Source organism: Arthrobacter sp. ZGTC212 (assembly GCF_002929255.1).
Lineage (GTDB): Bacteria > Actinomycetota > Actinomycetes > Actinomycetales > Micrococcaceae > Arthrobacter_B > Arthrobacter_B sunyaminii.
Map to the genome: position 1 here is coordinate 429,205 of NZ_PJIJ01000003.1, position 25,203 is coordinate 454,407.

22 protein-coding genes are annotated in these 25,203 nt (G+C 64.9%); 15 read left to right on the forward strand and 7 right to left on the reverse strand.

The genetic code is table 11. The annotated features are described in order from the left end of the window. The first annotated feature begins 44 nt into the window (after nucleotides 1-44). From CXQ89_RS14200 to CXQ89_RS14210, 3 genes are read left to right on the forward strand one after another with little or no spacing between them, the layout of a single operon-like run. Nucleotides 45-1,013, forward strand: a complete 969-nt coding sequence (locus CXQ89_RS14200; protein WP_104161710.1) for an NAD-dependent epimerase/dehydratase family protein — start codon at nucleotides 45-47, stop codon at nucleotides 1,011-1,013. 3 nt (nucleotides 1,014-1,016) lie between these two features. Continuing rightward, nucleotides 1,017-2,300, forward strand: a complete 1,284-nt coding sequence (locus CXQ89_RS14205; protein ID WP_104161711.1) for a glycosyltransferase — start codon at nucleotides 1,017-1,019, stop codon at nucleotides 2,298-2,300. Beyond that, nucleotides 2,300-2,989 (forward strand): acetyltransferase, encoded by a 690-nt coding sequence (locus tag CXQ89_RS14210; RefSeq protein ID WP_237686988.1) that lies wholly within the window; start codon nucleotides 2,300-2,302, stop codon nucleotides 2,987-2,989. Before CXQ89_RS14205 ends, CXQ89_RS14210 begins: the two co-directional genes overlap by 1 nt. Nucleotides 2,990-3,009: 20 nt before the next feature. Here the strand turns inward: CXQ89_RS14210 and CXQ89_RS14215 are convergent, their stop codons facing one another. Beyond that, complete coding sequence (locus tag CXQ89_RS14215) at nucleotides 3,010-3,798, reverse strand: SGNH/GDSL hydrolase family protein (RefSeq protein ID WP_104055226.1); 789 nt, start codon at nucleotides 3,796-3,798, stop codon at nucleotides 3,010-3,012. Between the two features lie 100 nt (nucleotides 3,799-3,898). Here CXQ89_RS14215 and CXQ89_RS14220 point away from each other — a divergent pair, with 100 nt between their 5' ends. The 5 genes from CXQ89_RS14220 to CXQ89_RS14240 all read left to right on the forward strand — a co-directional run bounded on the left by CXQ89_RS14220 (nucleotide 3,899) and on the right by CXQ89_RS14240 (nucleotide 9,464). Then, a complete protein-coding gene (locus CXQ89_RS14220; protein ID WP_258060106.1) occupies nucleotides 3,899-4,735 on the forward strand; it encodes a glycosyltransferase family 2 protein in 837 nt (278 codons plus the stop codon). Between the two features lie 70 nt (nucleotides 4,736-4,805). Next, nucleotides 4,806-5,960 carry a glycosyltransferase gene (locus tag CXQ89_RS14225; protein ID WP_104161712.1) on the forward strand — a complete coding sequence of 385 codons (1,155 nt, stop codon included), beginning with the start codon at nucleotides 4,806-4,808 and terminating at the stop codon, nucleotides 5,958-5,960. Beyond that, a complete protein-coding gene (locus CXQ89_RS14230; protein ID WP_104161713.1) occupies nucleotides 5,950-7,428 on the forward strand; it encodes an O-antigen polymerase in 1,479 nt (492 codons plus the stop codon). Before CXQ89_RS14225 ends, CXQ89_RS14230 begins: the two co-directional genes overlap by 11 nt. Further along, nucleotides 7,425-8,228: a CDP-alcohol phosphatidyltransferase family protein gene (locus CXQ89_RS14235; RefSeq protein WP_104161714.1), complete on the forward strand. Its 804-nt coding sequence runs from the start codon at nucleotides 7,425-7,427 to the stop codon at nucleotides 8,226-8,228. Before CXQ89_RS14230 ends, CXQ89_RS14235 begins: the two co-directional genes overlap by 4 nt. After that, entirely contained in the window at nucleotides 8,229-9,464 is a 1,236-nt protein-coding gene (locus CXQ89_RS14240) for a hypothetical protein (protein WP_104161715.1), read from the forward strand. It begins immediately after the preceding gene. 74 nt (nucleotides 9,465-9,538) lie between these two features. Here CXQ89_RS14240 and CXQ89_RS14245 read toward each other — a convergent pair whose 3' ends face one another. The 3 genes from CXQ89_RS14245 to CXQ89_RS14255 all read right to left on the reverse strand — a co-directional run bounded on the left by CXQ89_RS14245 (nucleotide 9,539) and on the right by CXQ89_RS14255 (nucleotide 15,067). Next, nucleotides 9,539-11,017, reverse strand: coding sequence for a polysaccharide biosynthesis tyrosine autokinase (locus CXQ89_RS14245; protein WP_181032359.1), 1,479 nt, complete (start codon nucleotides 11,015-11,017; stop codon nucleotides 9,539-9,541). Nucleotides 11,018-11,100: 83 nt separating this feature from the next. Next, nucleotides 11,101-11,595, reverse strand: coding sequence for a hypothetical protein (locus CXQ89_RS14250; protein WP_104161716.1), 495 nt, complete (start codon nucleotides 11,593-11,595; stop codon nucleotides 11,101-11,103). Between the two features lie 364 nt (nucleotides 11,596-11,959). After that, nucleotides 11,960-15,067: a DNRLRE domain-containing protein gene (locus tag CXQ89_RS14255; RefSeq protein ID WP_146067268.1), complete on the reverse strand. Its 3,108-nt coding sequence runs from the start codon at nucleotides 15,065-15,067 to the stop codon at nucleotides 11,960-11,962. 248 nt (nucleotides 15,068-15,315) lie between these two features. Between CXQ89_RS14255 and CXQ89_RS14260 the strand changes: the two genes are divergently transcribed. Together CXQ89_RS14260 and CXQ89_RS14265 are read left to right on the forward strand one after the other, a co-directional pair. Further along, complete coding sequence (locus tag CXQ89_RS14260) at nucleotides 15,316-15,768, forward strand: adenylyltransferase/cytidyltransferase family protein (RefSeq protein ID WP_104055234.1); 453 nt, start codon at nucleotides 15,316-15,318, stop codon at nucleotides 15,766-15,768. Nucleotides 15,769-15,791: 23 nt separating this feature from the next. Further along, entirely contained in the window at nucleotides 15,792-17,252 is a 1,461-nt protein-coding gene (locus CXQ89_RS14265) for a glycerophosphodiester phosphodiesterase (RefSeq protein ID WP_181032360.1), read from the forward strand. 22 nt (nucleotides 17,253-17,274) lie between these two features. Here the strand turns inward: CXQ89_RS14265 and CXQ89_RS14270 are convergent, their stop codons facing one another. Together CXQ89_RS14270 and CXQ89_RS14275 are read right to left on the reverse strand one after the other, a co-directional pair. Further along, nucleotides 17,275-17,778, reverse strand: coding sequence for a VanZ family protein (locus CXQ89_RS14270; protein ID WP_146067269.1), 504 nt, complete (start codon nucleotides 17,776-17,778; stop codon nucleotides 17,275-17,277). A gap of 16 nt (nucleotides 17,779-17,794) precedes the next feature. Then, nucleotides 17,795-20,041, reverse strand: a complete 2,247-nt coding sequence (locus tag CXQ89_RS14275; RefSeq protein WP_104161922.1) for a LamG-like jellyroll fold domain-containing protein — start codon at nucleotides 20,039-20,041, stop codon at nucleotides 17,795-17,797. Between the two features lie 283 nt (nucleotides 20,042-20,324). On the opposite strand from CXQ89_RS14275, the gene CXQ89_RS14280 reads away from it, so the two are divergent. Both CXQ89_RS14280 and sufU read left to right on the forward strand, forming a co-directional pair. Continuing rightward, the gene (locus CXQ89_RS14280; RefSeq protein ID WP_104161720.1) at nucleotides 20,325-21,641 is read left to right on the forward strand and encodes a cysteine desulfurase; all 1,317 of its coding nucleotides are present in this window, start codon (nucleotides 20,325-20,327) and stop codon (nucleotides 21,639-21,641) included. Beyond that, nucleotides 21,642-22,115, forward strand: a complete 474-nt coding sequence (gene sufU, locus CXQ89_RS14285; protein ID WP_104161721.1) for a Fe-S cluster assembly sulfur transfer protein SufU — start codon at nucleotides 21,642-21,644, stop codon at nucleotides 22,113-22,115. Nucleotides 22,116-22,233: 118 nt separating this feature from the next. On the opposite strand, the gene CXQ89_RS14290 is transcribed toward sufU, so the two are convergent. Beyond that, nucleotides 22,234-22,974: a glycosyltransferase gene (locus tag CXQ89_RS14290; protein WP_104161722.1), complete on the reverse strand. Its 741-nt coding sequence runs from the start codon at nucleotides 22,972-22,974 to the stop codon at nucleotides 22,234-22,236. Nucleotides 22,975-23,168: 194 nt separating this feature from the next. On the opposite strand from CXQ89_RS14290, the gene CXQ89_RS18400 reads away from it, so the two are divergent. The 3 genes from CXQ89_RS18400 to CXQ89_RS14300 all read left to right on the forward strand — a co-directional run bounded on the left by CXQ89_RS18400 (nucleotide 23,169) and on the right by CXQ89_RS14300 (nucleotide 24,726). Further along, nucleotides 23,169-23,306: a hypothetical protein gene (locus CXQ89_RS18400; protein ID WP_181032361.1), complete on the forward strand. Its 138-nt coding sequence runs from the start codon at nucleotides 23,169-23,171 to the stop codon at nucleotides 23,304-23,306. 86 nt (nucleotides 23,307-23,392) lie between these two features. Then, nucleotides 23,393-23,707 carry a GDP-mannose 4,6-dehydratase gene (locus CXQ89_RS14295; protein WP_219815623.1) on the forward strand — a complete coding sequence of 105 codons (315 nt, stop codon included), beginning with the start codon at nucleotides 23,393-23,395 and terminating at the stop codon, nucleotides 23,705-23,707. Next, nucleotides 23,704-24,726 (forward strand): GDP-L-fucose synthase, encoded by a 1,023-nt coding sequence (locus CXQ89_RS14300; RefSeq protein ID WP_104161723.1) that lies wholly within the window; start codon nucleotides 23,704-23,706, stop codon nucleotides 24,724-24,726. Before CXQ89_RS14295 ends, CXQ89_RS14300 begins: the two co-directional genes overlap by 4 nt. Nucleotides 24,727-25,203 lie beyond the last annotated feature (477 nt).

The window sequence follows — 25,203 nt, forward strand, 5'->3', positions numbered from 1 at the left end:
CGATCCGGCTTCGGCTGGTCTCATCTCTAAAGAAAGCGGTAATCATGAAATCTCTAGTCACAGGCGCCGGCGGGTTTATTGGCGGTCATCTCGTAGCCAAACTGATTAGCGATGGTCACGAGGTGCGTGCTGTCGACTGCAAGCCGCTGAATGAGTGGTACCAGATTCATGAGGGTGCCGAGAACATTCAGGGGGACTGTTCGCTGCTTGAGACAGCCCGAGAAGTAGCGAGTGGAATGCAGCACGTCTACAACCTGGCAGCAGACATGGGTGGAATGGGGTTCATCGAGAACAACAAGGCACTGTGCATGCTCACTGTGCTGACCAGCACCCACATGCTGATGGCCGCCCGTGATGCCGGGGCGGAACGTTTCTTCTACAGCAGCTCGGCGTGCGTCTACGCAGCGGACCACCAGACAAGTGCCGACGTCGTGGCGCTCAAGGAAGAAGACGCCTATCCGGCGCAGCCGGAAGACGGCTACGGCTGGGAGAAGCTCTTCACCGAGCGTATGTGCCGTCACTTCCAGGAGGACTACGGCCTCCAGACCCGGGTGGCTCGCTTCCACAATGTTTACGGCCCTGAGGGCACCTGGGAAGGCGGACGGGAAAAGGCCCCGGCCGCGCTGTGCCGGAAGTTCGCAATGGCCTCGCTCACCGGTGATTTGGATCTGGAGATTTGGGGTGACGGCGAGCAGACACGCAGCTTCATGTACATCGACGACTGCGTGCGCGGAATCCTAGAAATCATGAATGGCGACTCGTCGGAACCGGTAAACCTGGGATCGGCGGAACTGGTTTCCATTAACCAGATGGCGGACCTGCTGGAACAGATCTCCGGGACCGTCGTTGACCGCCGGTACAAACTGGATGCACCGCAGGGAGTCCGCGGCCGCAACAGTGACAACACCCTGTTCCACTCCATCTACGGATGGGAGCCGTCCATTTCCCTGCATGAAGGGCTGGAACGGACCTACGAGTGGATTCAGGATCAAGTCAAAGCACAAAGGGCATAAGCCATGCGGATCCAGGTTCATGACTTCTCCGGTCATCCGTTCCAGGCGGAGCTCTCCCGGGAGCTGGCTGCGCGCGGACACAACGTAGACCACGTGTACTCCACCCAGTACGGCAGCGGGAAAGGCCTGCTGGAACGTACGGCGGCGGATCCAGAACAGCTGGGTTTTTCACCTCTCACGACAAGACGGCCGTTCCAAAAGTACAGTGCGGCGGGCCGCATCCGTTTTGAACGGGCTTATGCGGCAACCTGGCTGGAACACACTGAACAGACGGCCCCGGATTGTGTGGTCGCCTGCAACGTGCCGCTCTTCGCTTTGGCCGCTTTCAAGCGCGCAGCTGCCCGCCGAAAGCAGCCCTGGCTGCTCTGGCACCAGGATCTGTTCAGCAACGCCATCTCCGAGGAGCTTGGCCGCAGGCTCCCCGCACCGGCTGCGCTGGTCGGGCGTGCCGCCGTGCGCAGGATTGAGGCCGGCGTCGTTATCGGGGCCAGACAGGTCGTGGCAATTGGGGAGGAGTTCCGTCAGGCCTACCGGGAGTGGGGGCTAACCACTGATCACGTCACGGTGATTCCCAACTGGGCTCCCATCGACGAAATCACGCCCCGGGCCCGGGACAACGAGTGGGCAGGCCTGCACCTGCCGGCCGGTGAGGAGCTGCGCCTCCTGTACGCGGGCACCCTGGGCCGGAAGCACAATCCGCTGCTCTTGGCCGCGCTCCTGCGGGAAGCGCTTGCAGCAGGCTTGCCGGCACGGCTCATTGTGGCGTCCGAGGGCGAGGGCATTGACATGCTGAGGGAGGACCTTGCCCGGGAACCGGAGCTTCCCGTCACTCTGCTGCCGTTCCAGGCTGCGGCAGACCTGCCGGACATGCTGGGATCGGCTGATGTTCTCGTGACCATTTTGGAACCGGAAGCCTCCCGATTCTCCATCCCCAGCAAGGTGCTCTCCTCCCTGGCCGCCGGTCGTCCGGTGCTGGGGCTAATGCCTGAGGACAACCCGGCGGCAGCTGACATCTTGGCTGCTGCAGGGTTTGTTGGCCCGCCCACGGACTTCGGAGTAGCGGCAGCGGTGGGCTGGCTTCGCCGTCTTCATGCCGACCCTGCAGCCGCACGGGCTGCGGGAATGCAGGGACGGAAGCTGGCGGAAAGCCGTTTCGGCATCGGACCCATTGCGGACCGCTTCGAAACCGTTCTCCGCAAAGTGGTTCCCGGACCTTCGGCGCTGTCCAGGGTACGGCCGGCGCACGCCGCTGCCGGCTTCCGCGTTTTCCCGGGAAAGGCTTCCTAATGCTGCAGCACGATCGGAGTACGGCGCCGCGAACGGGGAAGCAGCAGATCGGCAATTCACCGGGGGACGTTCCGCAGCCAACCCGCCGGCGTCGTCCTCCGGTGATCGACTTGTCACGCGCCCCGGGTGCCGGGGAAGCGTGGGGCAGGCCGCGCGCCGTGGTGTATCTGTGGTCAGCCTGCGAACTCCTGTTCGTCACCAACCCGTGGCAGATCAGTTCGCGGCTGCGGGTGTCCGTGCTCCGTGCCTTCGGTGCTGAGATCGCCGAGGGCGTCATCTTTCGGCCGCGGACCCGGGTGAAGTCGCCGTGGAAGCTGCACATCGGTGAGCGCACCTGGATAGGCGAGGGCGTCTGGTTCCACAACCAGGACCATGTCTATGTGGGAGCGGACGTCGTGATCTCGCAGGAAACCTTCCTGACAACGGGCAGCCACCGGGTGCGGACGGACATGGGCCTGATTACCAGTCCCATCCGGATTGGCGACGGGGCATGGCTCACCTCCCGGTGCATGGTGCTGGGAGGATCGCAGATCGGAGAGTCTGCCGTGGTGCAGCCGATGACCGTTGTTAAGGGCACCATCGAACCTAACCGCGTGTATGGAAACCCGGTGCAGCCCGGGGAGCTGGGGGAGCGGTTCACTGAAGAAACGGGTGGCACCGGCGCTGACGGGTCCGGGCCGCAGGGATGAATCCGGTGCCGTGCCCCGGCCTACCCCGCTGGGGTGAGGCCCTTGATCTTCTCATCCAGCATGGGAAGCAGCTTGGCGGCAAGGTACGCGTGCCCGGCGTCGGTCGGATGGATGCCGTCAGCGCCGATCAATCCTTCTTCCGGTCCGGCAAACCAGCCTTCCTCAAGGGCGTCGATGTACTGCACGTTTTCTTCCTCCGCGGCCCGGGCCATGATCACGTTGTTAGCCGCGATGAAATCCGGAACATCTGCATCCACCCATACCGGTCCAATCACCACTACCTGAGCCTGCGGGGCGATGTTATGGATGTCGGAGTACAGCGACTTGGCAGCCTGGTACATGGCCGCCTCAGTCTGCCGACCGTCGTTGCGGCTGCCGAAGACCACCACCACGTCAGCCGTGGGGCGCAGGCGGAGGGTTGCCGTTTCACGGAAGACCAGATCCGTGGAACCACGGGCCAGATAGCCCGAGCCCGGGAGGGCCATGACATTCATGTCCACCTGCTGTCCGCGGGCGTTGAAACGGCTGCCAATCAGCTTGGTCCAGTTGGTCGCCCCTTTGCCGCCTTGGGCCGAACCGGCAACGTAGGAGTCTCCCACGATGTCGATCTGCGGAACCTTTGCGGTGAGGGTGGCGCCCGTCGAGTTCGTGTCGGTCGGCCGTTGAGATCCGTTCGCTTCAGCGGACTGGGAGAGCGCGTAGACCGTGAGCAGGCCGGCTGCGGCAAGCAGGGCAAGAAAACCCAGTACTGTGGGCCACCTGCGGCGGGAACGGGAGGTGCGGCGAACTTCGCGGCGATGTGTGGGCATTAACAAAGGATAACCGAGCGGTCTCAAATTGAATGCTCTGCCAAAACAATAAGATTACCTGCTTCAGGGGGGAAAGTACGTGAACAAAATACCTGTTTCCGTGTTGATTCAAACAAAGAACGAGGAAAAAGGAATTACCAGCTGTCTGGCTGCTTTGACGGAATTTGACGAGGTAATTGTTGTTGATTCCAATAGCACAGACCGCACAGCGGAACTCGCAAGGGAAGCCGGTGCCACGGTCATCAACTTCACCTGGAACGGCAAGTTCCCGCAGAAGAAGCAATGGCAGCTTGAACAGGTGCAGACCCGCAACGAGTGGCTGCTCATGCTTGACGCCGATGAGTTTCCCACTCCGGAGTTGGTTCGGGAACTCAGGAGCATTGCGGAGGATTCCGCAGAGGAACGGGTGGCCTTCGACCTTCCAGTGGCCTATCACTTCGCCGGAACCGGCCTCAGGTACGGGCACCGGGTGGTCAAGCGCTCGTTCCTGCGCCGCGGGCGCAACGCCTTCCGCAACATCGACCTGCTCCATCTGCCCGGCATGGGCGAGGTGGAGGCACATTACCAGCCTGAACCGTCCGGTCCCGTGGGACGAACATCGGCACTCTTGGTTCACAATGACATGGACCCGGTGCGGACCTGGTTCGACCGCCATAACCGCTACTCCGATTGGGAGGCGTACATCCGGACGCATCCGGAAACCCGCGGCAGCGTCCGGGAGTCCAAGAGCAGTCAGGGCAGGCGCTTCGATGCCGTCCCGCTGAAACCGCTGGTGTTCTTCCTCTACAGCTATGTGCTGCGCAGAGGGTTCCTGGACGGGAGGGCGGGCTTTGACTACGCGCTGGCGCTGTCTGCGTACTACTGGCAGATCGGCCTGAAGAGCAGGGAACTGCAACGGGTGCAGATCAGCGGGGCAGCGGGCGAAGACCGTGGCTAGGGCTCCGAAACCGGTCTCAGTGCCGCGCCCCCGCGACACCGGGCAGCCGGGCAGCTTGAAGGTCCTCCAAGTGGGTGGTTTGGCCGGTCCCGGCGCGGCCGCCGGCGGTGTCTGGGCCGTGGCGGGCATGCAGAGCGCCGCGCTGCGGCGCAGCGGTGCGGCGGTGGAACTCCTGGGCGGATGGCTGGGCGCGCTGCCTTCCGGTGCTCCCGGTGCTGTGTCCTCAGACCCTGACACAGCGGCCGGATGCGCGGACAGCGAGGCGCAGGAACAGGCCCGCCTGTTCCGCGTGCGGCGGCCGCTTCCCGGAGCCAAGCTCCGCGGCTTGGTAAGCCTGAGCCTGCCGCGCTACGTGGCCATGCGCGCCGCTTCCGCGGACGTGGTACAGATTCATCTTTCCCGCGATTTCATCACCACCGTCTCCACGGCCATGCTTCGGCGGGCCAAAACCCCCGTGGTGGCACAGTCCCACGGCATGCTGGTTCCATCCGCCGCGTTGTCCGTGCGCCTGTTCGACGCCGTGATCACCCGATGGCTGGTGCGCATACCCAGGCTCTGGCTGACCCTCACCGAAGACGAGGAACGCGGCCTCCGGGAGCTGGGGGTGGACCGTGCCCGCATGCGCCGGGTGGTCAACGCCAGCGCAGATTCCGCTCTTGCCTGGTCTGATCCGGAGCAGCAGGTGTTTCTGTTTGCCGCCCGGCTCTCCGCCCGGAAGCAGCCCGCCGTCTTTGTTGAGGCAGCCCTTGCTGCGCTCGACGCCGGGCTGGACGCCCGGTTTGTCCTCGCCGGTCCCGATCAGGGGGAGGGCAGCCGAGTTCGGGATCTAATAGCAGCCTCTGCGCACTCCGGCCGGTTCCACCTGCCCGGGGAGTTGACCCCCCGGCAGGTGCAGGCGGCCATGGCAGACTGCACGGCATACGTCCTGCCGGCACGCAATGAGCCTTACCCCATGTCCGTCCTGGAGGCCGCGGCGGCGGGAACTCCGCTGATCGTCACAGAAGAGTGCGGACTGGCCGGAGCCCTTGGTGCAGCGGATGCCGCAGTGCTGACGGAGCCAACCGCCGGCGCCCTGTGTGAAGCCATGCTCAAGCTGGCGGCGGATCCCCAGCGCCGGGCAGATTTGGGTGCGAATGCGCGCCGGCTGCACCAAGAGCTCTGGTCCACGGAGCGGCTTGCCGAAAACCTTACCGCGCACTATCTGGAGGCATCCCGTGAACGCTGAACTCGTGCCGCACAGGATCACCCCCGGCGGGCCCGGCCCTGCAGGTGCTGAGAAAGCCGCAGATTCGCGGCGGTCCGGTCCCCGCACCGCCGTCGCGCTGGTTGCCCTCCTAGTCTTCGCCCTGGTCCTGCCGCTGCAGATCCGCGGTGCAGGCTCCGTCTTTTACACCGACACCAATTTCCTCATCCGATATGCCGTGGCGCTGTATGCCGCAATCAAGCTGGCCACTTTGCTGTGGCAGACGGACATCCGCCCGGTGGCGGGCGTGTTCTGGATCTTTGTCTACACCGGCATGGGTCTGGCTCCGCTGGCCCAGCTCGCTACCGGCCGGTCCACAGCCTTGGCGATTCAAGTGACGGAGGACCTGCTGACCATGGCAAGCCTGCTCACGCTGGTCGGCTGCGTGTGCTTTGACCTTGCCTATCACGTGCGGCTGCGGCGTCGGGGCCTCATCCGTCCGCGGCTGCGGTTCAGGACGCTCCGCAGCTTGGACGTGCTGCGTATTTTTTCGGTTGGTGCAGTGGTGGCGGCGTTGGTGTATATCGTCCAGGTGGGCGGGCCGGCCGTGTTCTTCCTCAGCCGCCAGGAAACCAGCGAGGCGCTGGACGCAATCAGCCCGGACAGCGGACAGGCACTGCGCGCCATTGTCTCTGCCGCAGGATCGGTTGCCTGTCTCACGGCACTGATTTTCTATATTCACGTCTGGCGCACCCGAGACCGAAAGCTGGCGGCCGTTGACGGATTCCTGATCGCCGCCCTGGTGATCATGAACGTGATCGTCAACAACCCGGTTTCCAATTCGCGCTACTGGACGCTGGCGGTCGTCTTCGGGGTACTGCTGCCGCTGATCCGCGGCCGAAAGGCTTTGTTCAACGCCGCCGTAGCCGGTGGAGTGATCGCGTCCGTGGTCATCTTCCCGCTCTCCGACATCACCCGCCGTGCTGCCGGTGCCGGCGTGCCTGTGCGGTCAGATTCCATTTGGGTCACCATCGCCACCAAGGATTATGACCAGTTCACCATGCTGTCCAACACCCTGGGTTACACGATGGATCACGGCCTTTCCTGGGGTATGCAGGCTCTGGGCCCGCTGCTGTTCTGGGTGCCTCGCGTCGCCTGGCCGGAGAAACCGCTGGACACCGGAGTTGAAGTGGGGATGTGGATGAACAGCACTAACCTCAACCTGTCAGCCCCGCTCTGGGCCGAGGCATGGATTAACTTCGGGCTGCTGGGCCTCATCCTCGTCTTTGCGGCTCTGGGCCTGCTGGCCCGCAGGCTGGACGCGGGGTTCCGGGCAGAAATCCTGAGCAAGGGCTCCGTAGGGTATCTGGGGATCTCCATCTTCGCCGGCTACCTGTTTATCATCCTGCGGGGATCGCTGCTGCAGTCCATGGGACGGCTGATGATCCTAGTGCTGTCCATCCTTATCCTCACCGCTGTCACCAACCGTCAAGAAAGGCTGGAACGATGAGTCGGACCCTGCCTCAGCCGTCCTCCCAGGCTACCTTCCAGGAGTCTTTCAACCAGCTCAAACAAGCACAGAAGACCCGCAAGGGGGTTCCCCTGTACCTGTTGTACGTGAACAGGCCTGCAGGACGCGCCGTGGCCGCAGCACTGCGCAACACCCGACTGACGCCAAACCACGTCACGATGACGGGGGCGGTCTTCACCTACGGAGCGCTGCTGTGGCTGGCTTTCGCTGCCCAGCCAAACCTGGTGTCCGCGCTTGTGGGTCTCCTGCTGGCCCTGGGCTACGTACTGGATTCAGCCGACGGGCAGCTTTCCCGTCTTCAGGGCTCCAGCTCAGCGTTCGGAGAATGGCTGGACCATGCCCTCGACAACGGGCGCATAACGGTGATGCACGTAGCGGTCTTCTGTTACCTTTCCCGGACCACGGACTATGACCCGGTACTCCTCGCGGCGGGCTGTGGAATTTTCCTGCTGGCCAGCTCCACCATCTTCTTCGGCGGAGCGCTGGTGGACCAGCTGCGCCGCAATGTCCGTCCAGATCCGTCCGGCACACCAACACCAACACCAACGACGACGGCGTCCGGGGATTCCGAGGCGGCTGATCGGGCCAATAACCGCCGCATGCTGCGGCGGTCCGTTGTAACCCTGCCCGTGGACTACGGGGTGACCTGTTTGTCGTTCCTGCTGCTGCCCTGGCCCGGCCTGTTTTTGACCGCCTACGCCGTCCTGGCTGTGGCCCATGTACTGATGTGTCTGGCCTTCCTGCCCAAGTGGCGTTCCGAACTCCTGGCGCTGGGCTAGGTGAGCGGTTTCCGCCGGCTCGTTACCTTCACTGACCAGGGCGTCTCGAGCATCTCCAACTTTGTGGCCGTGGCGGTTGCCGCAAACGTGGCAACCGCCCATGACTTCGGCCAATTCTCCCTGGCGTACGCGGGACTGCTGCTGTTCCTGGGCGGGCAGCGGGCGCTGGTGGGTGAAACGCTCCTGGTTCGCTACTCGCGTACGGGGGAGCTGACCCGCCGGACTGCCGGTGCCGGCTTGGGGGCCACGGTCCTGGTTGCCGTGCCCGCGGCCCTGCTGTTGCTGGGTGCGGCACTGCTCGCAGGGCCGGAGGACGCCGGTCTGTGGCTGGTCATGGCAGCTGTTTCACCTTTTGTGCTGCTGCAGGACAGTATCCGTTACCTGTTCATTTGCCAGGCACGCCCGGCCAGGGCCCTGCTGATTGACAGTATCTGGGCGATTGGTTCCATCACCGCGATGATACTGACCGCCCGGGCGGGCGGGGATTTAATGCTCGTCCTGATCTGGTGGGGCGCCGGCGCAGCTGTTGCCCTCTTCCTTGGACTGGTCTTGGCACGGACCGTTCCCGGCGTCGTTCCGGGGGCACGCTGGCTATGGCTGAACCGGGACTTCGCCTTCCGCTATCTGGCGGAGTTTCTCACCTTGAATGCCTCCACCTTTGCGGTGCTGTATCTGTTGGTGTTTCCGCTGGGGGCGGCCGGAGTCGGAGCACTTCGGGCCGCCCAGCTGCTCTTTTCACCGCTGAACACCGTGTTCAGTGCCATCAAGACCGCCGTCATCCCGGAGCTCGTCCGCACCCGCGGGACTGCAGCCTTCCGAAAGCGGCTGTTGGAGACGCTGGGCATTGTGCTGGCGCTGTCTCTGAGCTGGGGGACAGCCGTGCTGCTCCTGCCGGCCTCAGCCGGTGAGTTTGTCCTCGGAGACACCTGGCGGAACGCCGCCGAACTGCGCTGGCCCTATGCCCTGCAGTATCTGGCGATGGTTCCGTACACCGTTCTGCTGGCGTATTTCCGGGCCGCCCAGGCCAACCGGCTTTCGACCCTGATGCGCGGTATTCTTGCTGCCCTGACGCTGGCCCTGCCCCTGGGGCTGGCACTCACCGGTTCTGCGGTGGCTTCGGCCTGGGGATTTGCCGCAGCGGTGGCTGTGGCTGCTGTCTGCGGGCTCCTCGCCGTCCGGGCGGGCCGCATCCGCTCCGGGCGGAGGGCGGACGCCGCGCTGGCATCGGTGGATTGAGCACACGAAAAACCCTTCGGGGAATGTGCGTCATGCTGCACATCTCCCGAAGGGTTTTCGCGTAAACCGATGTCCTAGTTGTAGTGGGCCCCGCTGCGAATCGGCTGTCCCTTGTTCCAGCGAGTGCCCTCGCTGTCCCGGATGATGGCCGCTTCCGCCTCTGCCACCGGGGATGCCGGCCCGGCGTCCATGTCCGCCGGGACGGGCAGGGGAGTGACGCCGTAATCCGCCAGATATGCCGAGTTGGCGTCCGGCCCGGTGCGGGGGATGCGGTTGAGGACCACACCCACCACGTTGGCGTTTACCAGGCTCAGTTGTTCCACGGCCTTGGAGAGGTTGTGCTGACTGACGCGGGTGGCGCCCACCACCAACAGGATGCCGTCAGTGTTGCGCGTCAGGATGGTGGCGTCGGCGACCGGAAGGACGGGAGGAGCATCCAAAATGATGGTGTCGTACTCGCCTTCCAGCGCCGTGATCAAATCCTGCATGGCCTGTGAGCCGAGCAGTTCTGTGGGATTGGGCGGCAGCGGCCCGGAAGTCAGGACGGACAGTCTGCCGGATCCCCAGTGCTGTGTGGCATCCGCCAGGGTGGACCGGCCGATCAGGACGGTGGTCAACCCCACGTTGCCCTCAAGTCCGGTGGCGGAGGCCACCGTGGGAAGCCGCAGGTCCGCATCCACGAGAATCACCTTCTGCCCGCTCTGCGCAATGCTCAGGGCCAGGTTCAGGGCGACAGTGCTCTTGCCTTCGCCGGCCTGCGATGAAGTCACCACCAGGGACTTCATCTGCTGGCTGACGGCGGCAAACTCAAGATTGGTCCGCAGCTGGCGGAAGGCATCCGTTCCCGAGCCGCCCAGAACGACAGGCCGGGACGTGTTCCGCTGTCCCTGGGATTCGGCGATCCCGCCCAGCAGCGGCAGCGCCGTGGACTTGCGGACATCAGCTTCGCTGCGCACGTGCCGGTCCAGCACATGGCGCAGGATGGCCACGACCAAACCAAGTGCCAGCCCGTACAGCAGGCCCAGCATCAGGTTCAGCGAGGTTTGCGGGCTGGACGGTACCGCGGGGGGCTGCGCCGTGTCCACGGAACTGAGCCGGACCGGGGACGGCAGCCCGTTAGTGGGCCGCTCCAAATCCGCTACCGAAGAAATAAGGTTGGCCACCACTCCGTTGGCAATCTCAGCCGCCCGCTCGGGCGAGGAATCGACCGCTTCGATATCAATGATGACGGTGTTCCGGGAGGTCGAAGCCTTGACCTTGGTGGCGAGTTCCTGGGCGGACATGTCCAGGTCCAGGGCCTCAATGACAGGGTCCAGGACCTGCGGTTTGCTCACCAGATCCACATAGGACTGCACCCGGGCGAGGGCAAAAACGCTGCCCTGCTGGAGTTCTGCCGAAGTTTCCACATTCTGCGTGGAAACAAACAGGCTGCTGGTTGCGGTATAGGTTTTTTGCATCAGAACGGACACAACGCCCGCGGTGATGACGCCGATGAGTGCAAATGAGACTATGAGCATCCAATTACGGCGAAGGATGAGTATTTGCTCGCGCATATCCATTGGTTACCCCTTCCCTTGGATAGGCAGATGAATGTGCAATGAAATGAAGTACAAAACTGAATTTGCGGGCGTGGACGTCATGCCCTGAACCACGAGTAGCACTGGTCCGATTCCACTCGGGCCGCCACCGCGTCGATAACCACCGGAGCTGAACCGTCGTAGGAGCCGATCAGCTCACCACCGCCGGCGTACACCGATATGGTGCAGTCCGCAGGTGCGCCGTAAGCCCGGTAGGTTCCCGGTTCCACTGAGGGCTCGTCGCTGTGCGGAGCCGCTGCGCCAACCGAAAACACACCATCCGGGAAGCCCCGGCCGGCCGCCTCGAGAGCAGGCAGGAGCTCGGGGCACAGTGCCGCAATGGCATCGGCGGTGTCCGGGGCAGGGTTCATGATCAGTTCACTGATCACGGAGTCTGCATCCACGGCGTTGGCGCTGGTCAGCTGGTCACAGCGTTCCTGCCCCACCTGCAGTACGGCGTTGGGATCGGTGCCCTCGGGAACCTTGCCTGCCAGGAACTGTTCCTGGGGGGCGTCGAAGGTGGGTTCCGGGGCGGGCTGCGGTGACTGAACCACGGCCCCGGGATCTGCCGGCAGGCTTTCTTCCGGGCCAGGCGCGGCAGCGGAGGGGGCCGAAGCGGAGCCGGTGTTCCCGTCCGCTGCGGATGACGAGGAGGACGGTGTTGACGGTTTTGCGGCGGATGATGACTGTGACGCGGCGTCCGGGGCCGCTGGGGAAGAAGCATCCGGGGAGCTGCAGCTTGTTGCCGCACCCAGCAGCGGCAACAACAGTATTCCCAGGGTCGCTCTTTTGAGACCAGATTTCATGACGTGTGCTTTCTGTGCGTTGGAACATTCAGAGATTGACTGCGCCCCTCCTTCAGGCGATTCACGGTTGGCGGTGCAACTTTGCTGTGTTGCCGGTGCAGCCCGCCCCGGCCTAGGGACCGAAGACGAGGGTCAGCACCGGGCGGCGGGTGGAGGAGGCTTCTTTGGTGTAGAACCACGCGTTGTCCGAGCCCACACTGGTGATGCCCAGGTCAACGGACTGGGACAGCATGGCGGACACGGCGGCGGGATCCAGGTCAACGGTGTACGGACTGTTCGCCGCAACCGGGGAGAGGGTGCCCAGCGCCCCGGAACCCAGGGCGGGCCGGGTGTTGTAGGTGGTTCCGGCTTCCGCCCAGCTGCCGGTCACTCCCTGAACGGTGTGCTGGTCCGCCGACCCGCCGTAGGACTCCGAGGTGGTGTACAGGCGCAGAGTGGCCGAGAGCAGGCGCATGCCGGCCGGCACCTCGGTGCCCGGGGTGAACCGCAGGTAGGAGGTGTAGGCCAGGCTTCCGCGGGAGGCCATGGAGACGGCGCTTCCGTGAGTGCTGTTGGGAGCGCCCTGGTTTACGTAGGTGTCAGCATCCGGTGTCAGGGACAACGTCACCGGCTCGGCCGGCGGCGCGCCGGCCACGGTTGCGGTCACCTGGTCCGAGGCGGTGCCGGCGTTGCCTGCAGCATCGATCGCCACCACCCGGTAGTAATAGGTGCCCGCCGCCAGATCGGCGTCGCTGTGGGAGAGGACGGAAGCAGCGGTGGTGGTCAGCAAGGTGGCGTCCGACGGCGTGAAGCCTTCAGCAGCGGACCGGTACACGCGGTAGCCGGTCACGGCAACGTTGTCCGCGGAGGCGTTCCAGCTCAACGTGGTTGTTGCCCCGCTGACAGCAGCCGCCGCACCGGTGACCTTGTCCGGAGCCGCTGTGTCCGGCACGGGTACCGGCGCGGGAATTCCGCCGCCGGCCGTGAAGTGCTGCTCCACCTGTCCGGCGCTGAGGGCCGTGGGGTACGCGGAGAACTCGTCTATGGCGCCGGCAAAATAGTTGGGGACGGTCCGGGCCGGAAAACCGGGAATCGTCGGGTTCGCCGCGACAGCTGGGAGACTGTCTCCGCCTACCCGCCACGAGCCGATATAGGTTTGCGCCGCAGCCGTCCGGCTGGACCCCACAGCCTTGCCGTCCACGTACAGGGTGGCCCCTGCCGGTGTTTGGGTTACGACGGCGTGATGCCAGGCATTGTTGTTGAAGGTCCCGGCGGTGGTCACGGCAACCCGCTCATTGGCGTCATCAAGGACGGCGTAGACGAGGGCGCCCGTTGTCGTCATGTACAAATGGCGGTCCACGGTGCCCGTGCTGTTTCGGGTGCCTTTGCGGTCGGGCTGGCCGGAAGCGAAGCCCATAATCTGGCCGCCCTTCACGGTGTCGGTCTTGAACCAGACCTCGGCACTGAAGGTGGTGGGCGCCGGATAGCGCTGCTGTCCGGAAACCTGGTCGTCAACGCCGTCAAACAGGCCCGCGGTGCTTCCCTGCACTGCACCGGGGGCGCCGGCGAGCAGGGGGCCGCCGAAGGCCACGCCCCGGTTGTTGCCCGGTGAGCTGTCTGCCGGAGCGGTGGCCCTGCTGTCATCCAGGCGCCAGTAGGTGCTGGCGCCGTCGTCGAGGACGGCCTTCGGATAGGCCTGCGTGGTGGTGGCCGTAGTGAGGTGGACCTGGCCGGAAAGCGCGCTGGTGTTGGTTCCGTCGCTTGCCTGCACCCGGTAGCTGTACGCGGTGCCCGGGGATGCTGTGCGGTCAGTGAAGGAGAGCTGGGGGGTGTCGAACCAGGTGGAGTTCCCGGAGACGGTGCCCAGGGCGGTGGAGCTGCCGTTGCGGTACACACTGTAGGTCAGACCCGAGTCGTCATTGTCCACGCCCTGCGTCCAGCGGATCTGGTTCTGGCCCGCGGCCAGGCTCACGGCGCTCACGTTTGCCGGTGTCCCGGGGGCTGCCGAGGCGGGGCCGGGACCGAAGCGGGTCAGCCCCTGCTGCGCAGTGCCGTTGGTGGTGGTGAACTCGCCGGCAACCCACAGCACGTCGCCGGTGCCCTTGTCGGTGACGGCCAGGGCGCGCGGGCCCAGACCCTCGCCGGTGCCGTCATTGGTGTCCGGGCTCCAGCCGAGGAACGGATAGGGATTGTCGATGTCTTGTGCGGAGAGGTGCTTGCGGGTGCCGTCGGCAAAGCCGTTCATTCCGGAGCAATCGTGCACGTGGTGGCCGGAGTAGAGCACATCCTTGTATGGCAGCACCGCCTGGGTGGCTCCTTGGCAGCTGTCTTTCCAGATCTGTTCGTAATTGCCGCTCAGGGACAGCCGGGCCCGGCCGTCGAAGGACCGCCCACCCATGCCTTCGCCGGCCACGTAGAAGCTGGTGCCGTCGCTGGTGATGTCCTTGACCACGGCCGAGGTGGGGATGTAATCGGCGGCGGGGTAGGCGCGCATCGTGGCGCCGGAACTTTTGTCCACCACGGCCATGGCCCGTGATTCGGTGCCGTTGACCGTGCTGAAGTCGCCTGCCAGCAGGACCTCGCTGCGGCCGTCCGGCACGTCCAGTGCCCGGCCTACACCGTCGGCCGCCGGTGCCCAGGGCAGGAGGGTTCCGGCGGTGTTCACGGCGGCGAACCGGCTGCGGGACGTGCCGTTGACAGTGTTGAAGTCACCGCCGAAGTAGACCGCGTCGGCGGTGGCGGCGATGGCGCGGACCGTGCTGCTGACCGTGCCGGGGCGGAAGGTGGTGTCCACCGTGCAGCCGGGAAGGTTGATGGCGGCCAGGCGGTTGGCGGTGACACCGTTCACCGAGGTGAAGTTGCCGCCCACGTACAGCTTGCTGCCGTCAGGAGAAACATCCATGGCACGCACGGTGGCGCCGGTTCCGCCGGTGAAGGACAGGGCGCAGGAGGTGGGGGAGCCGGTGTAGGCGTCAAAGGCGGCAAAGTTCACCGCTGCCTGCGATTGGCTGCTGCCTGCGGTGGTTCCGGGCGGACGGACCTGCGTGAAGGTGCCGCCGACGTACATGACGCCGTTGGCTTCCGCCATGGCCCAGGCGATGCCGTTGGTCTGCCAAGTGGGAAGCGCAACGGCGGAAAAGGCTACGCCCGGCGACAGTGCCGAAGCAGGAGCGGCGAGGGCAATCAGGGCAGCTGCGGCGAGACCCGCAGCCGAACACATCGCCGCAATTTTTTTATGCACGGCTAAAACCACCTATTAACTGGGGACAGGCCCGCGGCCCGAAACTGAATGGAAGCGTATCGCCGCCCGGCTGCGCGTCCCACGGTGGCCTTTACTCGAGTTCCCCGGTCGGTTACCCGCCAGTATCTTCTCTCTACTCATGTTCTGCCGGCAGCTACTTGAATAGGCCCAAATCGCTTTACTGGCTCCGGGACTGCACCCACGATGGACAAGTATTTGAATGGTCGACAAGCAGGAGTTGAAAAAACATGGCGGTACGGATTGGTTATGCCTCGGGTGCCTATGACCTCTTCCATATCGGCCACCTGAACCTGCTCAAACATGCCCGGAGTCAGTGCGACTACCTCATTGCAGGCGTGGCTTCCACTGAGATGACGCAGCGCCTGAAGGGCACCACGCCCGTCATTCCGCTCGCGGAGCGGCTGGAGATAGTCCGCAGCGTGCGCTATGTGGACGCAGTGGTGGTGGACACCCATGTGAACAAGGCGGACACCTGGCAGGAAGTCGGGTTCAACATCTTCTTCAAGGGCGATGACTGGAAAGGCACCGAGAAGGGCGAGCGCCTGGAACAGGATATGGCCCGGATAGGAGTGGAAGTGGTCTACTTCCCGTATACCGTGAGCACGTCGTCAACAGTCCTTCGCCGTGCCCTGACCCTGCTTGACGGCGGGCGTGCCCCGGACACCGCGCTCAAGGCATGAAGCGTCTTCCGCCTTTCGAGCCGATGGCGTCTCGAACCCTTTCCGGATTGTCGCGGCGGAACCTGCTTGCCCTGGGAGCAGCCGGAGTGGTCCTCGCCGGTTGTAGCATCGAAGCGGAAGCGGACCAGGACACCCAGCCCGCCGAGGCCCCCGCACCGGTTCACACCATCGAATCCATGCTGGCTTCGGCCCCGTTCCTGGTGGCGCACCGCGGTTCCTGGGACAACTGGCCCGAGCACACCATGACGGCCTACCGGGAATCGGTCAACGCCGGAGCAGTGGCCCTGGAGATTTCCGTCAGTGCCACGAAGGACGGCCAGCTCATTTGCCACCATGACCTGAACACAGAGCGCACCACCGGCACCAAACTGGTCATCAAGGATTCCACGTATGCCCAGCTGTCCGAGCTGAGAGTGGATGCCCGTGCATGGCTGGGACCGCAGGCAGAGCCGGAGAAGATCCCTCTGCTCAAGGAAGTACTGGATGCGTTCGCCGGCACACACGTGCTGTTCATCGAAGACAAACAGGGCACCAATGCCCGGGCGTTGCTGGACCTCATGGACTCGTATCCGGAGTCACGCAGCCGTCTCATCTGGAAGCAGTCGGCCGAAGCCGCGCAGATTGCTGCCGTTACCAAGCGTGGCTATGTGAGCTGGGGATATTTCACCACGGAGCAGTTGGAGCTCATACCAGACCTCGCCGGCCAGTTCACGCTCCTGGGGGTGCACCATTCAGCTTCCGACGAGGAGGTGGCCGCAGTAGTGGCTACCGGCAAACCCGTTATCTGCTGGGAAGTCCACACCCGGGTTCTGCGCGACCGCTTGGTAAAACTTGGTGTGGCAGGCCAAATGGCAGCCAACCTTCCGTATCTCGCCTCGGATGTGCCGGCGGCGACCGCGGACAGTTTCGCGGACGGAGTGCGCGCAGCCGGAGACCTGCCCTATCTGGTGGGCGCAGGCTGGGACGTGCAGCCGCAGCTGAGCGCTTCCACAGGAACGCTGCTGATGGCTGCCCAGGCCAACAGCAGCTACCGCATGGGGTCCATGAGTCCGGTTCAGCGTGAGGTCTACAGCATCCATTTCGAAATGCGCTGGCCCACGGACCTTCCGGCAGACACCACCCTGCATGCCGGAATTGCGTTTGGGCAGGAAGATGACCGCCCCTACCGGGTGCTGATTCCCAGCGAAGTGGGCGGCTATCACCTGGTAATCCGGCCCACCGGCGAAATGTCGCTGCTGCTGCGCAGCCCCGGCGAGCCCGGTGGCCTGCGCCTCAGCTCCCAGAAGACGGACCCGGTGCAGGCCGGCAGTTGGATGTCCTTCAAAATTGACATTGCTCCGGACAGTGTCCGATATTCACGTCTGGACGGCGCAGGCTGGGCGGGCATTGCATCGGACCGCAAGTACCGGGGCGGCTACTTCAGCCTCTGCCGCAACTACCCCGAGGACGCTCCCGTGGAGTTCCGCGGCATCAAGGTCATCTAGAACCATCCCGGGACAGCAGGGGTCAGCCGGAAACGCTTCGTGTCCGCCGTCGGGCAGTGAAGGCACCACGACGTCGGCGCCGGACGGCGGTGAGCCACCTCGCCGCCGCCGCGGCTGTCGCGCCCAGCAACGCACCGCAGGAGTTCAGCAGCACGTCCCGGGGATCCCCCTGCCTCCCGGGCAGAAACAGATCCTGGAACCCCTCCACCCCGGCAGTGAGCGCGGCGCACAAAAGCACCGCCAGCCACCAACGCCGCACCGGCAGGAGCGCTGCCGCCAGCATGCCCAGCGGGATGTAGAGCAGCACATTCGCCAAGGATTCCACTGCCTGATAGTCCACCCAGACGGGGAGTCCGTGGCCCTGCAGGCGGCGGATCAGCCGCAGAATGGTGCCGTATAACTCTCTGTCGACCGGCGCAGGCCACAGCAGCACAGCCCCCATCCCGGCCAGGACAACGGCGGCGGCCGCGAGGAGAGCGTTGCGGCGCCAGCCGGGGTGCCCGTTACCCATAGTGGTGCCCGGCACAGGACTCAGGCGGCAACTACCGGCGTCCCTGCTGGTTGTGGTTGGCAACCTGAGCCGGGGTCAGAGCGGTGGGATAGATCGCGAATTCGTCAATGGCGCCCTTGAAGTGCCGGCTGGTCGGAGCGCTGGGCCAGGTGGACGGAATCGAATCTCCGCCGATCCGCCAGGATCCAAGACTGACGGTGTTCGCCGAGAGTGTGTTGGAGGCAACCCGCACGCCGTCAACGTAGAGCACCATGCCGCCCGGACCCTGGGTGGCCACCACATGGTGCCACGCGTTGTCGTTGTAGCTGGCGGGGGAGGTCACTACCACCCGGGTGCCGGTCCAGACGCCGAAGACGAGCTTGCCGGTGTCGCTCATGTACACGTGGCGGTCATAGACGCTGCTGTAGCCAAGGAGGTTTCCGTTGCGGCGGGGCTGTGCGTTGCCGAAGCCCAGGATCTTCCCGCCGGTGGTGGTGTCGGTTTTGAACCAGGCTTCGGCGCTGAAAACGGTCGGAGCGTTGACGCGCTGCTGGCCGTAAATCATGTCGTCAACGCCGTCAAAGGTGGCCGCGCGGTTGCTGTCGCTGCGCAGCGCCGAGGTGGTTCCCCCAATGGCGGCACCGAGGTTGGGCAGGCCCATCTTGTTTCCGTTGGAGGAGTCGGCGGCCGCGGCCTGGGAGTCGCCCAGCCGCCAGTAGGTGGTGGCGCCGTCGGCCCGCACCATGGCCGGATAGGGGGCAGCCGTACTAGCGGTGGTGATCTGTGCCTGAGCGGACAGGGGGCCGGTGCGGCCGCTGGGATCGCTGGCCTGCACCCGGTAGGTGTAGGTGGTGCCCGGCACCGCTGTGGTGTCGGTGAAGGAGGCCTGGGGCAGGTCCCACCAGCGCGACGACGAGTTCACAGTGGCCAGCGGGGTGGCGGAACCGTTGCGGTAGATACGGTAGGTGAGCTCGGAATCGTCGGGGTCAGAGGTGGACTGCCACCGGATGGTGTTCTGGCCGGAGGCACGGGACTCGGCGCTGACAAACCGCGGCGTTCCGGGGCCGGCGGTGCCGGGGCCGGGACCGAACCGGGTCAGGCTCTGCTGCGCGGCACCGTTGACGGTGGTGAATTCTCCTCCGGTCCACAGGATGTCCGTGCCGTTGCCGGCGGTGGTGTGGGTCAGAGTGCGCGGCCCGATGCCTTCACCTTGGCCGTCATTGGTGACGGGGTTCCACTGCAGCATGGGCGAAGGGTTATTGATGCTCTGTGCGCTGAGGTGCACCCGCGGTCCGTCGGGAAAGGAGTTCATGCTGGAGCAGTCGTGTGCGTGGTGCGCTGCATAGAGGGTCGTCCCGTAGACGGAGACCGCCTGCGTGGCGCCGAGGCAGGTGTCCCGCCAGACCTGGTTGTAGGTGGTCAGGTCCAGCCGGGCGCGGCCGTCAAACACGCCGCCGCCGGTGCCCTCGTTGCCGATGTAGAAGCTGGTGGCGTCGGAGTCGATGGACTTGACGCTGGAAGTGCGCGGAATGAAGAAATTGGGGTAGGTGCGCACGTTGGCGCCGGAGGTGCCGTCCAGCACTGCCAGGGCCTTGGAATCGGCGCCGTTCATGGTGAGGAAATCACCGCCGGCCAGCACGGTGCCCCGGCCCGCCGGAGCGTGCAGCGCCCGCACCGGCTGGTCCGCGGCCGGAGCCCACGGCAGCAGTGTTCCGGTGGAGGATACTGCCGCGAGCATGCTGCGCGTTGCGCTGCCCGCCGTCTTGAAATCGCCGCCCAGGTAAACGGCGCTCGACGTGGCTTCGATGGCCCGGACGGTGGCGGACAAGCCCGGCGGCCGGAAGTTGGTGTTCACGGTGCAGCCGGGCAGGTTGATGGCTGCGATGCGGCTGGTGCCGACGCCGTTGACAGTGCTGAAGTTCCCGCCGATGTAGAGGGTGCGGCCGTCGGGGGAGACATCCATGGCCCGCACCGTGGCGCTGCCGCCGGTCACGGACAGGGAACAGTTGATCGGGTTGCCGGTGTAGGCGTCAAAGGCGGCAAAGTTCACCGCGCTTCGGGTTCCGGCGCCCCCGGCGGCTACCCCGGGCGGACGAATGGCGGTGAAGGTGCCGCCCACGTAGACCACGCCGTTGGATTCGGCCATGGCCCAGACAATGCCGTTGGTCTGCCAGGTGGGCAGGTTGGTGGCGGAGAAGGCCACTCCCGGTGACAGGGCGGCCGACGGCGGGGCCAGACCAATCAGTGAGGCTGCCGCGAGCAGAATGCCGGCCAGAACAGCTGTAATCTTCTTGCGCATCATGATCTCCCGCCTGGGTGCCCCCAGCACCATGTGTGTGCCCCAGCGGCACCTGCGGATGCAGAGAGCGCCCGCTAAGGAAGTTTTAGCTGGTGCGCCCGGGGGAGAGCATGAGTAGGGGTTACTTGTCTTCCGCTGGACTCCACTCAGCCCTCCACCCGTCCGCCAACTAAGGCCCAGCTCACGTGCGCTCGCGGGCGTGCAGTGGGATGATTAGCACAGACTTATGTGGCGTAATGCAGATTACCCGCGCACACCGACGGCCAGCCAAGGAGTTTTTCCCGTGCCTGTGGTTTCCACCCCCGCTACGCTTCAGCCCGCACCGGAGCTGATGGACAACGCCGAGGTCCTGCGCATCCGCAACGACTTCCCCATCCTGGACCAGCAGGTCAACGGCCATCCGCTGGTCTACCTGGACTCCGGCGCCACCTCGCAGAACCCGCTCAGCGTGATCGAGGCCGAACAGGAGTTCTACGAACAGCGCAACTCCGCCGTGCACCGCGGCGCGCACACCCTCGCTGTCGCCGCCACGGACGTGTACGAGGACGCCCGCGCCAAGGTGGCCGCGTTCATCAACGCCCGGCCCAATGAGATTGTCTGGACCTCCAACGCCACCGAGGCGCTGAACCTGGTGGCCTACGCGTTCTCCAACGCCGCCGCCGGCCGCGGGGGAGAGGCCGCCCGCCGCTTCGCGCTGGGCGAGGGCGACGACATTGTGGTCACCGAAATGGAGCACCACGCCAACCTGATTCCCTGGCAGGAGCTGGCCGCCCGCACCGGCGCCACCCTGAAGTTCATTCCGGTGGACGACGACGGCGCGCTGCGGCTGGAGGAAGCCGAGCGGCTGATCACCGGGCGCACCAAAATCGTGGCGTTCACGCACGCCTCCAACGTGCTCGGCACCATCAACCCGGTGGAAACCCTGGTGAGCCTGGCGCACAGCGCGGGAGCGCTCGTCGTCCTCGACGCCTGCCAGTCCGTGCCCCACCTGCCGGTGGACGTGAAGGCCCTGGACGTGGATTTCGCCGCGTTCTCCGGGCACAAGATGCTCGGCCCCACCGGCATCGGCGTGCTCTACGGCAAAGCCGAGCTGCTCAACGCCATGCCGCCGTTCCTGACCGGCGGCTCCATGATCACCACCGTGACCATGGAACGCGCCGAGTACCTGCCCGCACCGCAGCGTTTCGAGGCCGGCACGCAGCGCATTTCCCAGGCCATGGCGCTGGGCACCGCGGTGGATTACCTGCGCGAAACCGGCATGGACCGCATCCACGCATGGGAGGCCTTGCTGGGCCAGCGGCTGGTGTCCGGCCTGGAAGCCATCGAGGGCATCCGCGTGCTCGGTCCCCGCGCCGGTGTGGAGCGGATCGGGCTGGCGGCGTTCGACGTCGACGGCGTCCACTCCCACGACGTGGGCCAGTTCCTGGACGACAAGGGCATTGCCGTGCGCGTGGGCCACCACTGCGCGCAGCCGCTGCACCGCCGGCTGGGCCTGATCTCCACCACCCGCGCCAGCACCTACCTGTACAACACCACCGACGACGTCGACGCGTTCCTGAACGCGGTGGCCGGCGTGCGTCCGTTTTTTGGAGTGAAGTAAATGAGCGCCGAGCTGCAGCAGCTGTACCAGCAGATCATCCTGGACCATGCCAAGGCTCGTCACGGCGCCGGGCTGGCGGAGGTGCCGGCGGGGCTGAAATCGGGGGAGAGCCACCAGCTCAATCCCACCTGCGGTGATGAGATCACGCTGCGCGCGGTGATGGGTGCCGCTGCAGCGGAGAACGACGGCGGCTCCGCAGTTCAGGGCATCAGCTGGGAAGGGCAGGGGTGCTCCATTTCCATGGCGTCGGCCTCGGTCCTGACCGATCTGGCCGCCGGCATGTCCCGGGACGAAGTGATGGACCTGGTGGAGAACTTCCGCGAGGTCATGCGCTCCCGCGGCACCGTGGAGGCGGATGAAGAGGTGCTCGGCGACGCCGCCGCGTTCTCCGGCGTCTCCCGCTATCCGGCGCGGGTCAAGTGCGCCATGCTCGCCTGGGTGGCGCTGGAGGAAGCGCTGCTCGCCGCGAACTAGCGCCGAGGCGCGTCGGGTCCGCGGCATCCCTCCCACCCGGCTGCACAACCCGGCATCCGAGTCAGGGTCGAAGCATGGACAGTGAGTGGCACCGTCAGAACGCCGCTTTGCTGCGCAGCTAGGAACGCCGGAGCCGGGTGCGGCCGAGAAGAATCATCAGGTTGGTCAGGAAAGCTATACGCGCCTTCAGAATGGCGGGCAGGCCGCGGACCTTGTCCGGGGTCAGGTTGTCGCCGTGCAGCCGGTGCAGCACGGTGTCCTCCTCCAGATACCGAATGCTGCCGGCAAGGTTTCCGGCCATGGCCAGCCACTGGTCGTGGGACTCGCGCAGGTAGCCGGGGAACGGCAGCGCCTGGTTCAGGAACTCGGCCCGCAGTGCCATGGCGCAGCCCCAGTGCAGCCGGTAGCCCACCACAATGCCCAGCACGTTGGCCGCATGGCGGGAGGAATCCGACGCCCGGAGTCGTATCTGGTGAAACCGTCCCGGCGGGGCGCCGAAATGCCGGCAGTTGGACACCACCACCATGTCCTCCTGCAGCGCCTTGAGCATTCTGTCCACCCGGCCTGGGAGCCAGATATCGTCCTGGTCGGAGAGGAACAGGAAGTCGCCGGTGGCCTCGCGCAGTGCCCGCTCAAAGGTCTTCACCTGACCGAGATTCTGCTCGTTCCGCAGCAACCGGATACGAGGATCAGCCACTGCCGCCACCACGGTGGCCGTGCCGTCGGATGAGCAGTCGTCCACCACTAGGACTTCATCCGTGTCCCCGAGTTCAGGCAGGATGGAGCAGAGCTGCTCCTCGATGTAGGCGGAGCCGTTGTAAGCAGCCAGACAAACGCTGATCCGAACGTGATTCCGCATGGGGAGCCCAGCCCTTCTGCCGGCACGCGCTGCGGTGGGCAGCGTCGAATGGGGATTGGCAGGAGCCTACCGTGGCGGGTGGAGCCCCGGAACAGCGCACACGGCTTCTTGGCTGTTGTGTACGTAGGGCGGGGCGTCAAAGCGAGTAGCAACCACCGTTTCGGAGTTCAGGGCGGGGTCATATGTTCGAACGCATGGACACACTTGAGCCCACCAGGGAATGGCGCCGGAAGCGCTACCGGCGCACGAGCCGAGATTGGCTCACCCTCGCCGGACTGGCATTGATTGTAATGGCCACCACTGTGGTGGTCGTGGCGGCGTTTGCCCGATGATCCCGGCGAGCCGCCGTTTTTGACCGGCGGCTCCGTGATCACCAAGGTGACCATGGAGACGGTCGAGTACCTGCCCGCGCCGCCGGCTGGTCGAGGGCCCGAGCGACTATGTGCTCGCAACCGGTGTGGGCTATTCCGTCCGCGACTTCCTTGAGGTTGCCTTCGACCATGCGGGCCTGAATTGGGAAAACCACGTTCAATTCGATGACCGCTATCTGCGGCCCACCGAGGTGGATTCCCTCATCGGTGACGCATCGAAAGCTCTCACTGACCTTGGGTGGAAAGCAAGAGTGCAGGCGCCGGAGCTGGCCCGCATTATGGTTGATGCGGACATAGAAGCCTTGGGATGCAGCGGAACAAATTGGATTGACAAAGTCAGCGTGGGGGTCTGGGACAATTGAAGGACGTACTAAATCCCAGTGAAGTCAGCGCCGGTGACAATGTTGAATTTACGCCCCATGAACTGGACCGGCACGCCAAATTCTATGTAGCAGGCCACCGCGGACTGGTGGGGTCTGCCATCATGCGGCGTCTCGAAAGCGCCGGGTTTACGAACACCTTGGGGCGGACGTCGGCGGAGCTGGACCTGAAGGACCGCCAAGCAGTTTTCGCCTTTTTCGAAGAACAGCAACCGCAGTACGTGGTGCTCGCAGCGGCAAAAGTTGGCGGCATCCTGGCCAACAACACCTACCCGGTGGACTTCCTGAGCGACAATCTTCAGATCCAGGTCAACGTTCTGGATGCCGCGCTGGCGCACAACGTGGAGAGACTGCTGTTCCTCGGCTCATCCTGCATTTATCCCAAGGCCGCGGAGCAGCCCATCAGGGAAAGCTCCCTGCTGACCGGGCACCTTGAGCCAACCAATGATGCCTACGCCATTGCGAAGATTGCCGGGATCATGCAGGTCCAGGCCGTTCGCAGGCAGTACGGACTTCCGTGGATCTCGGCCATGCCCACCAACCTGTACGGCCCCGGCGACAACTTCTCGCCGGAAGGCTCCCACGTGTTGCCGGCCATGATCCGCAGGTATGACGAAGCCGCCGCGGCAGGGGCACCGGCGGTCACCAACTGGGGGACAGGAAATCCCCGCCGCGAGTTCCTGCACGTGGACGACATGGCCGATGCCTGCCTTCACCTGCTGGAGAACTATGACGGTCCGGACCAGGTGAACGTCGGCACCGGAACCGACGTATCCATTCGCGAGCTCGCCGAACTGGTGGCCGGGGCAGTGGGGTACGAAGGGGACATGTCCTGGGACACTTCCAAACCGGATGGAACCCCGCAGAAGCTCCTGGACGTCAGCAAGCTGACCCGTTCCGGGTGGACCGCATCCATTCCCCTCGAAAAGGGTATTGCCGAAACCGTCGACTGGTTCCGAAACAACACCCGCGTCCTGCGCGGCTATGGGGGGATCGCGTGAGCGAGCGTACGGACCAACCTGCTCCCACGAGGGAATGGCGCCGGAAACGCTACCGCCGGAGCCGCAGGGACTGGATCACTTATGCCGGACTGGCATTGCTAATGATTGTTGCAGCAGTGGCGGTGGCTGCGGCATTTAGCAGATAACGATGAGTACGGGGCAGGTCTGGGTGGCCCAGCATCCAGCAGGCAAATCCACAAATCCACAAGTTGGTGGCCGAAGGCACATGTCCTTTGTCCTGACCTGAAGAGCGCGGTCCCTCGTCTTCGAGTCAGCGCGCGAAGACGCGTGCAGACGCTAATACGTGGTTTGCGACTATAGGGGGATATGCCCTTTATGGCCAGGTCTGTCGTTATTTCGACTCGTTGTGGCGTATGTCCCAACAGCGTCAGCGTGCTCTTGCCGGCGACGCTGCTCAGGGAACCGAGCTGCCACTAGATTCTTGCTTGGATGACGGAGCGGCGGGTTACGTTGGTG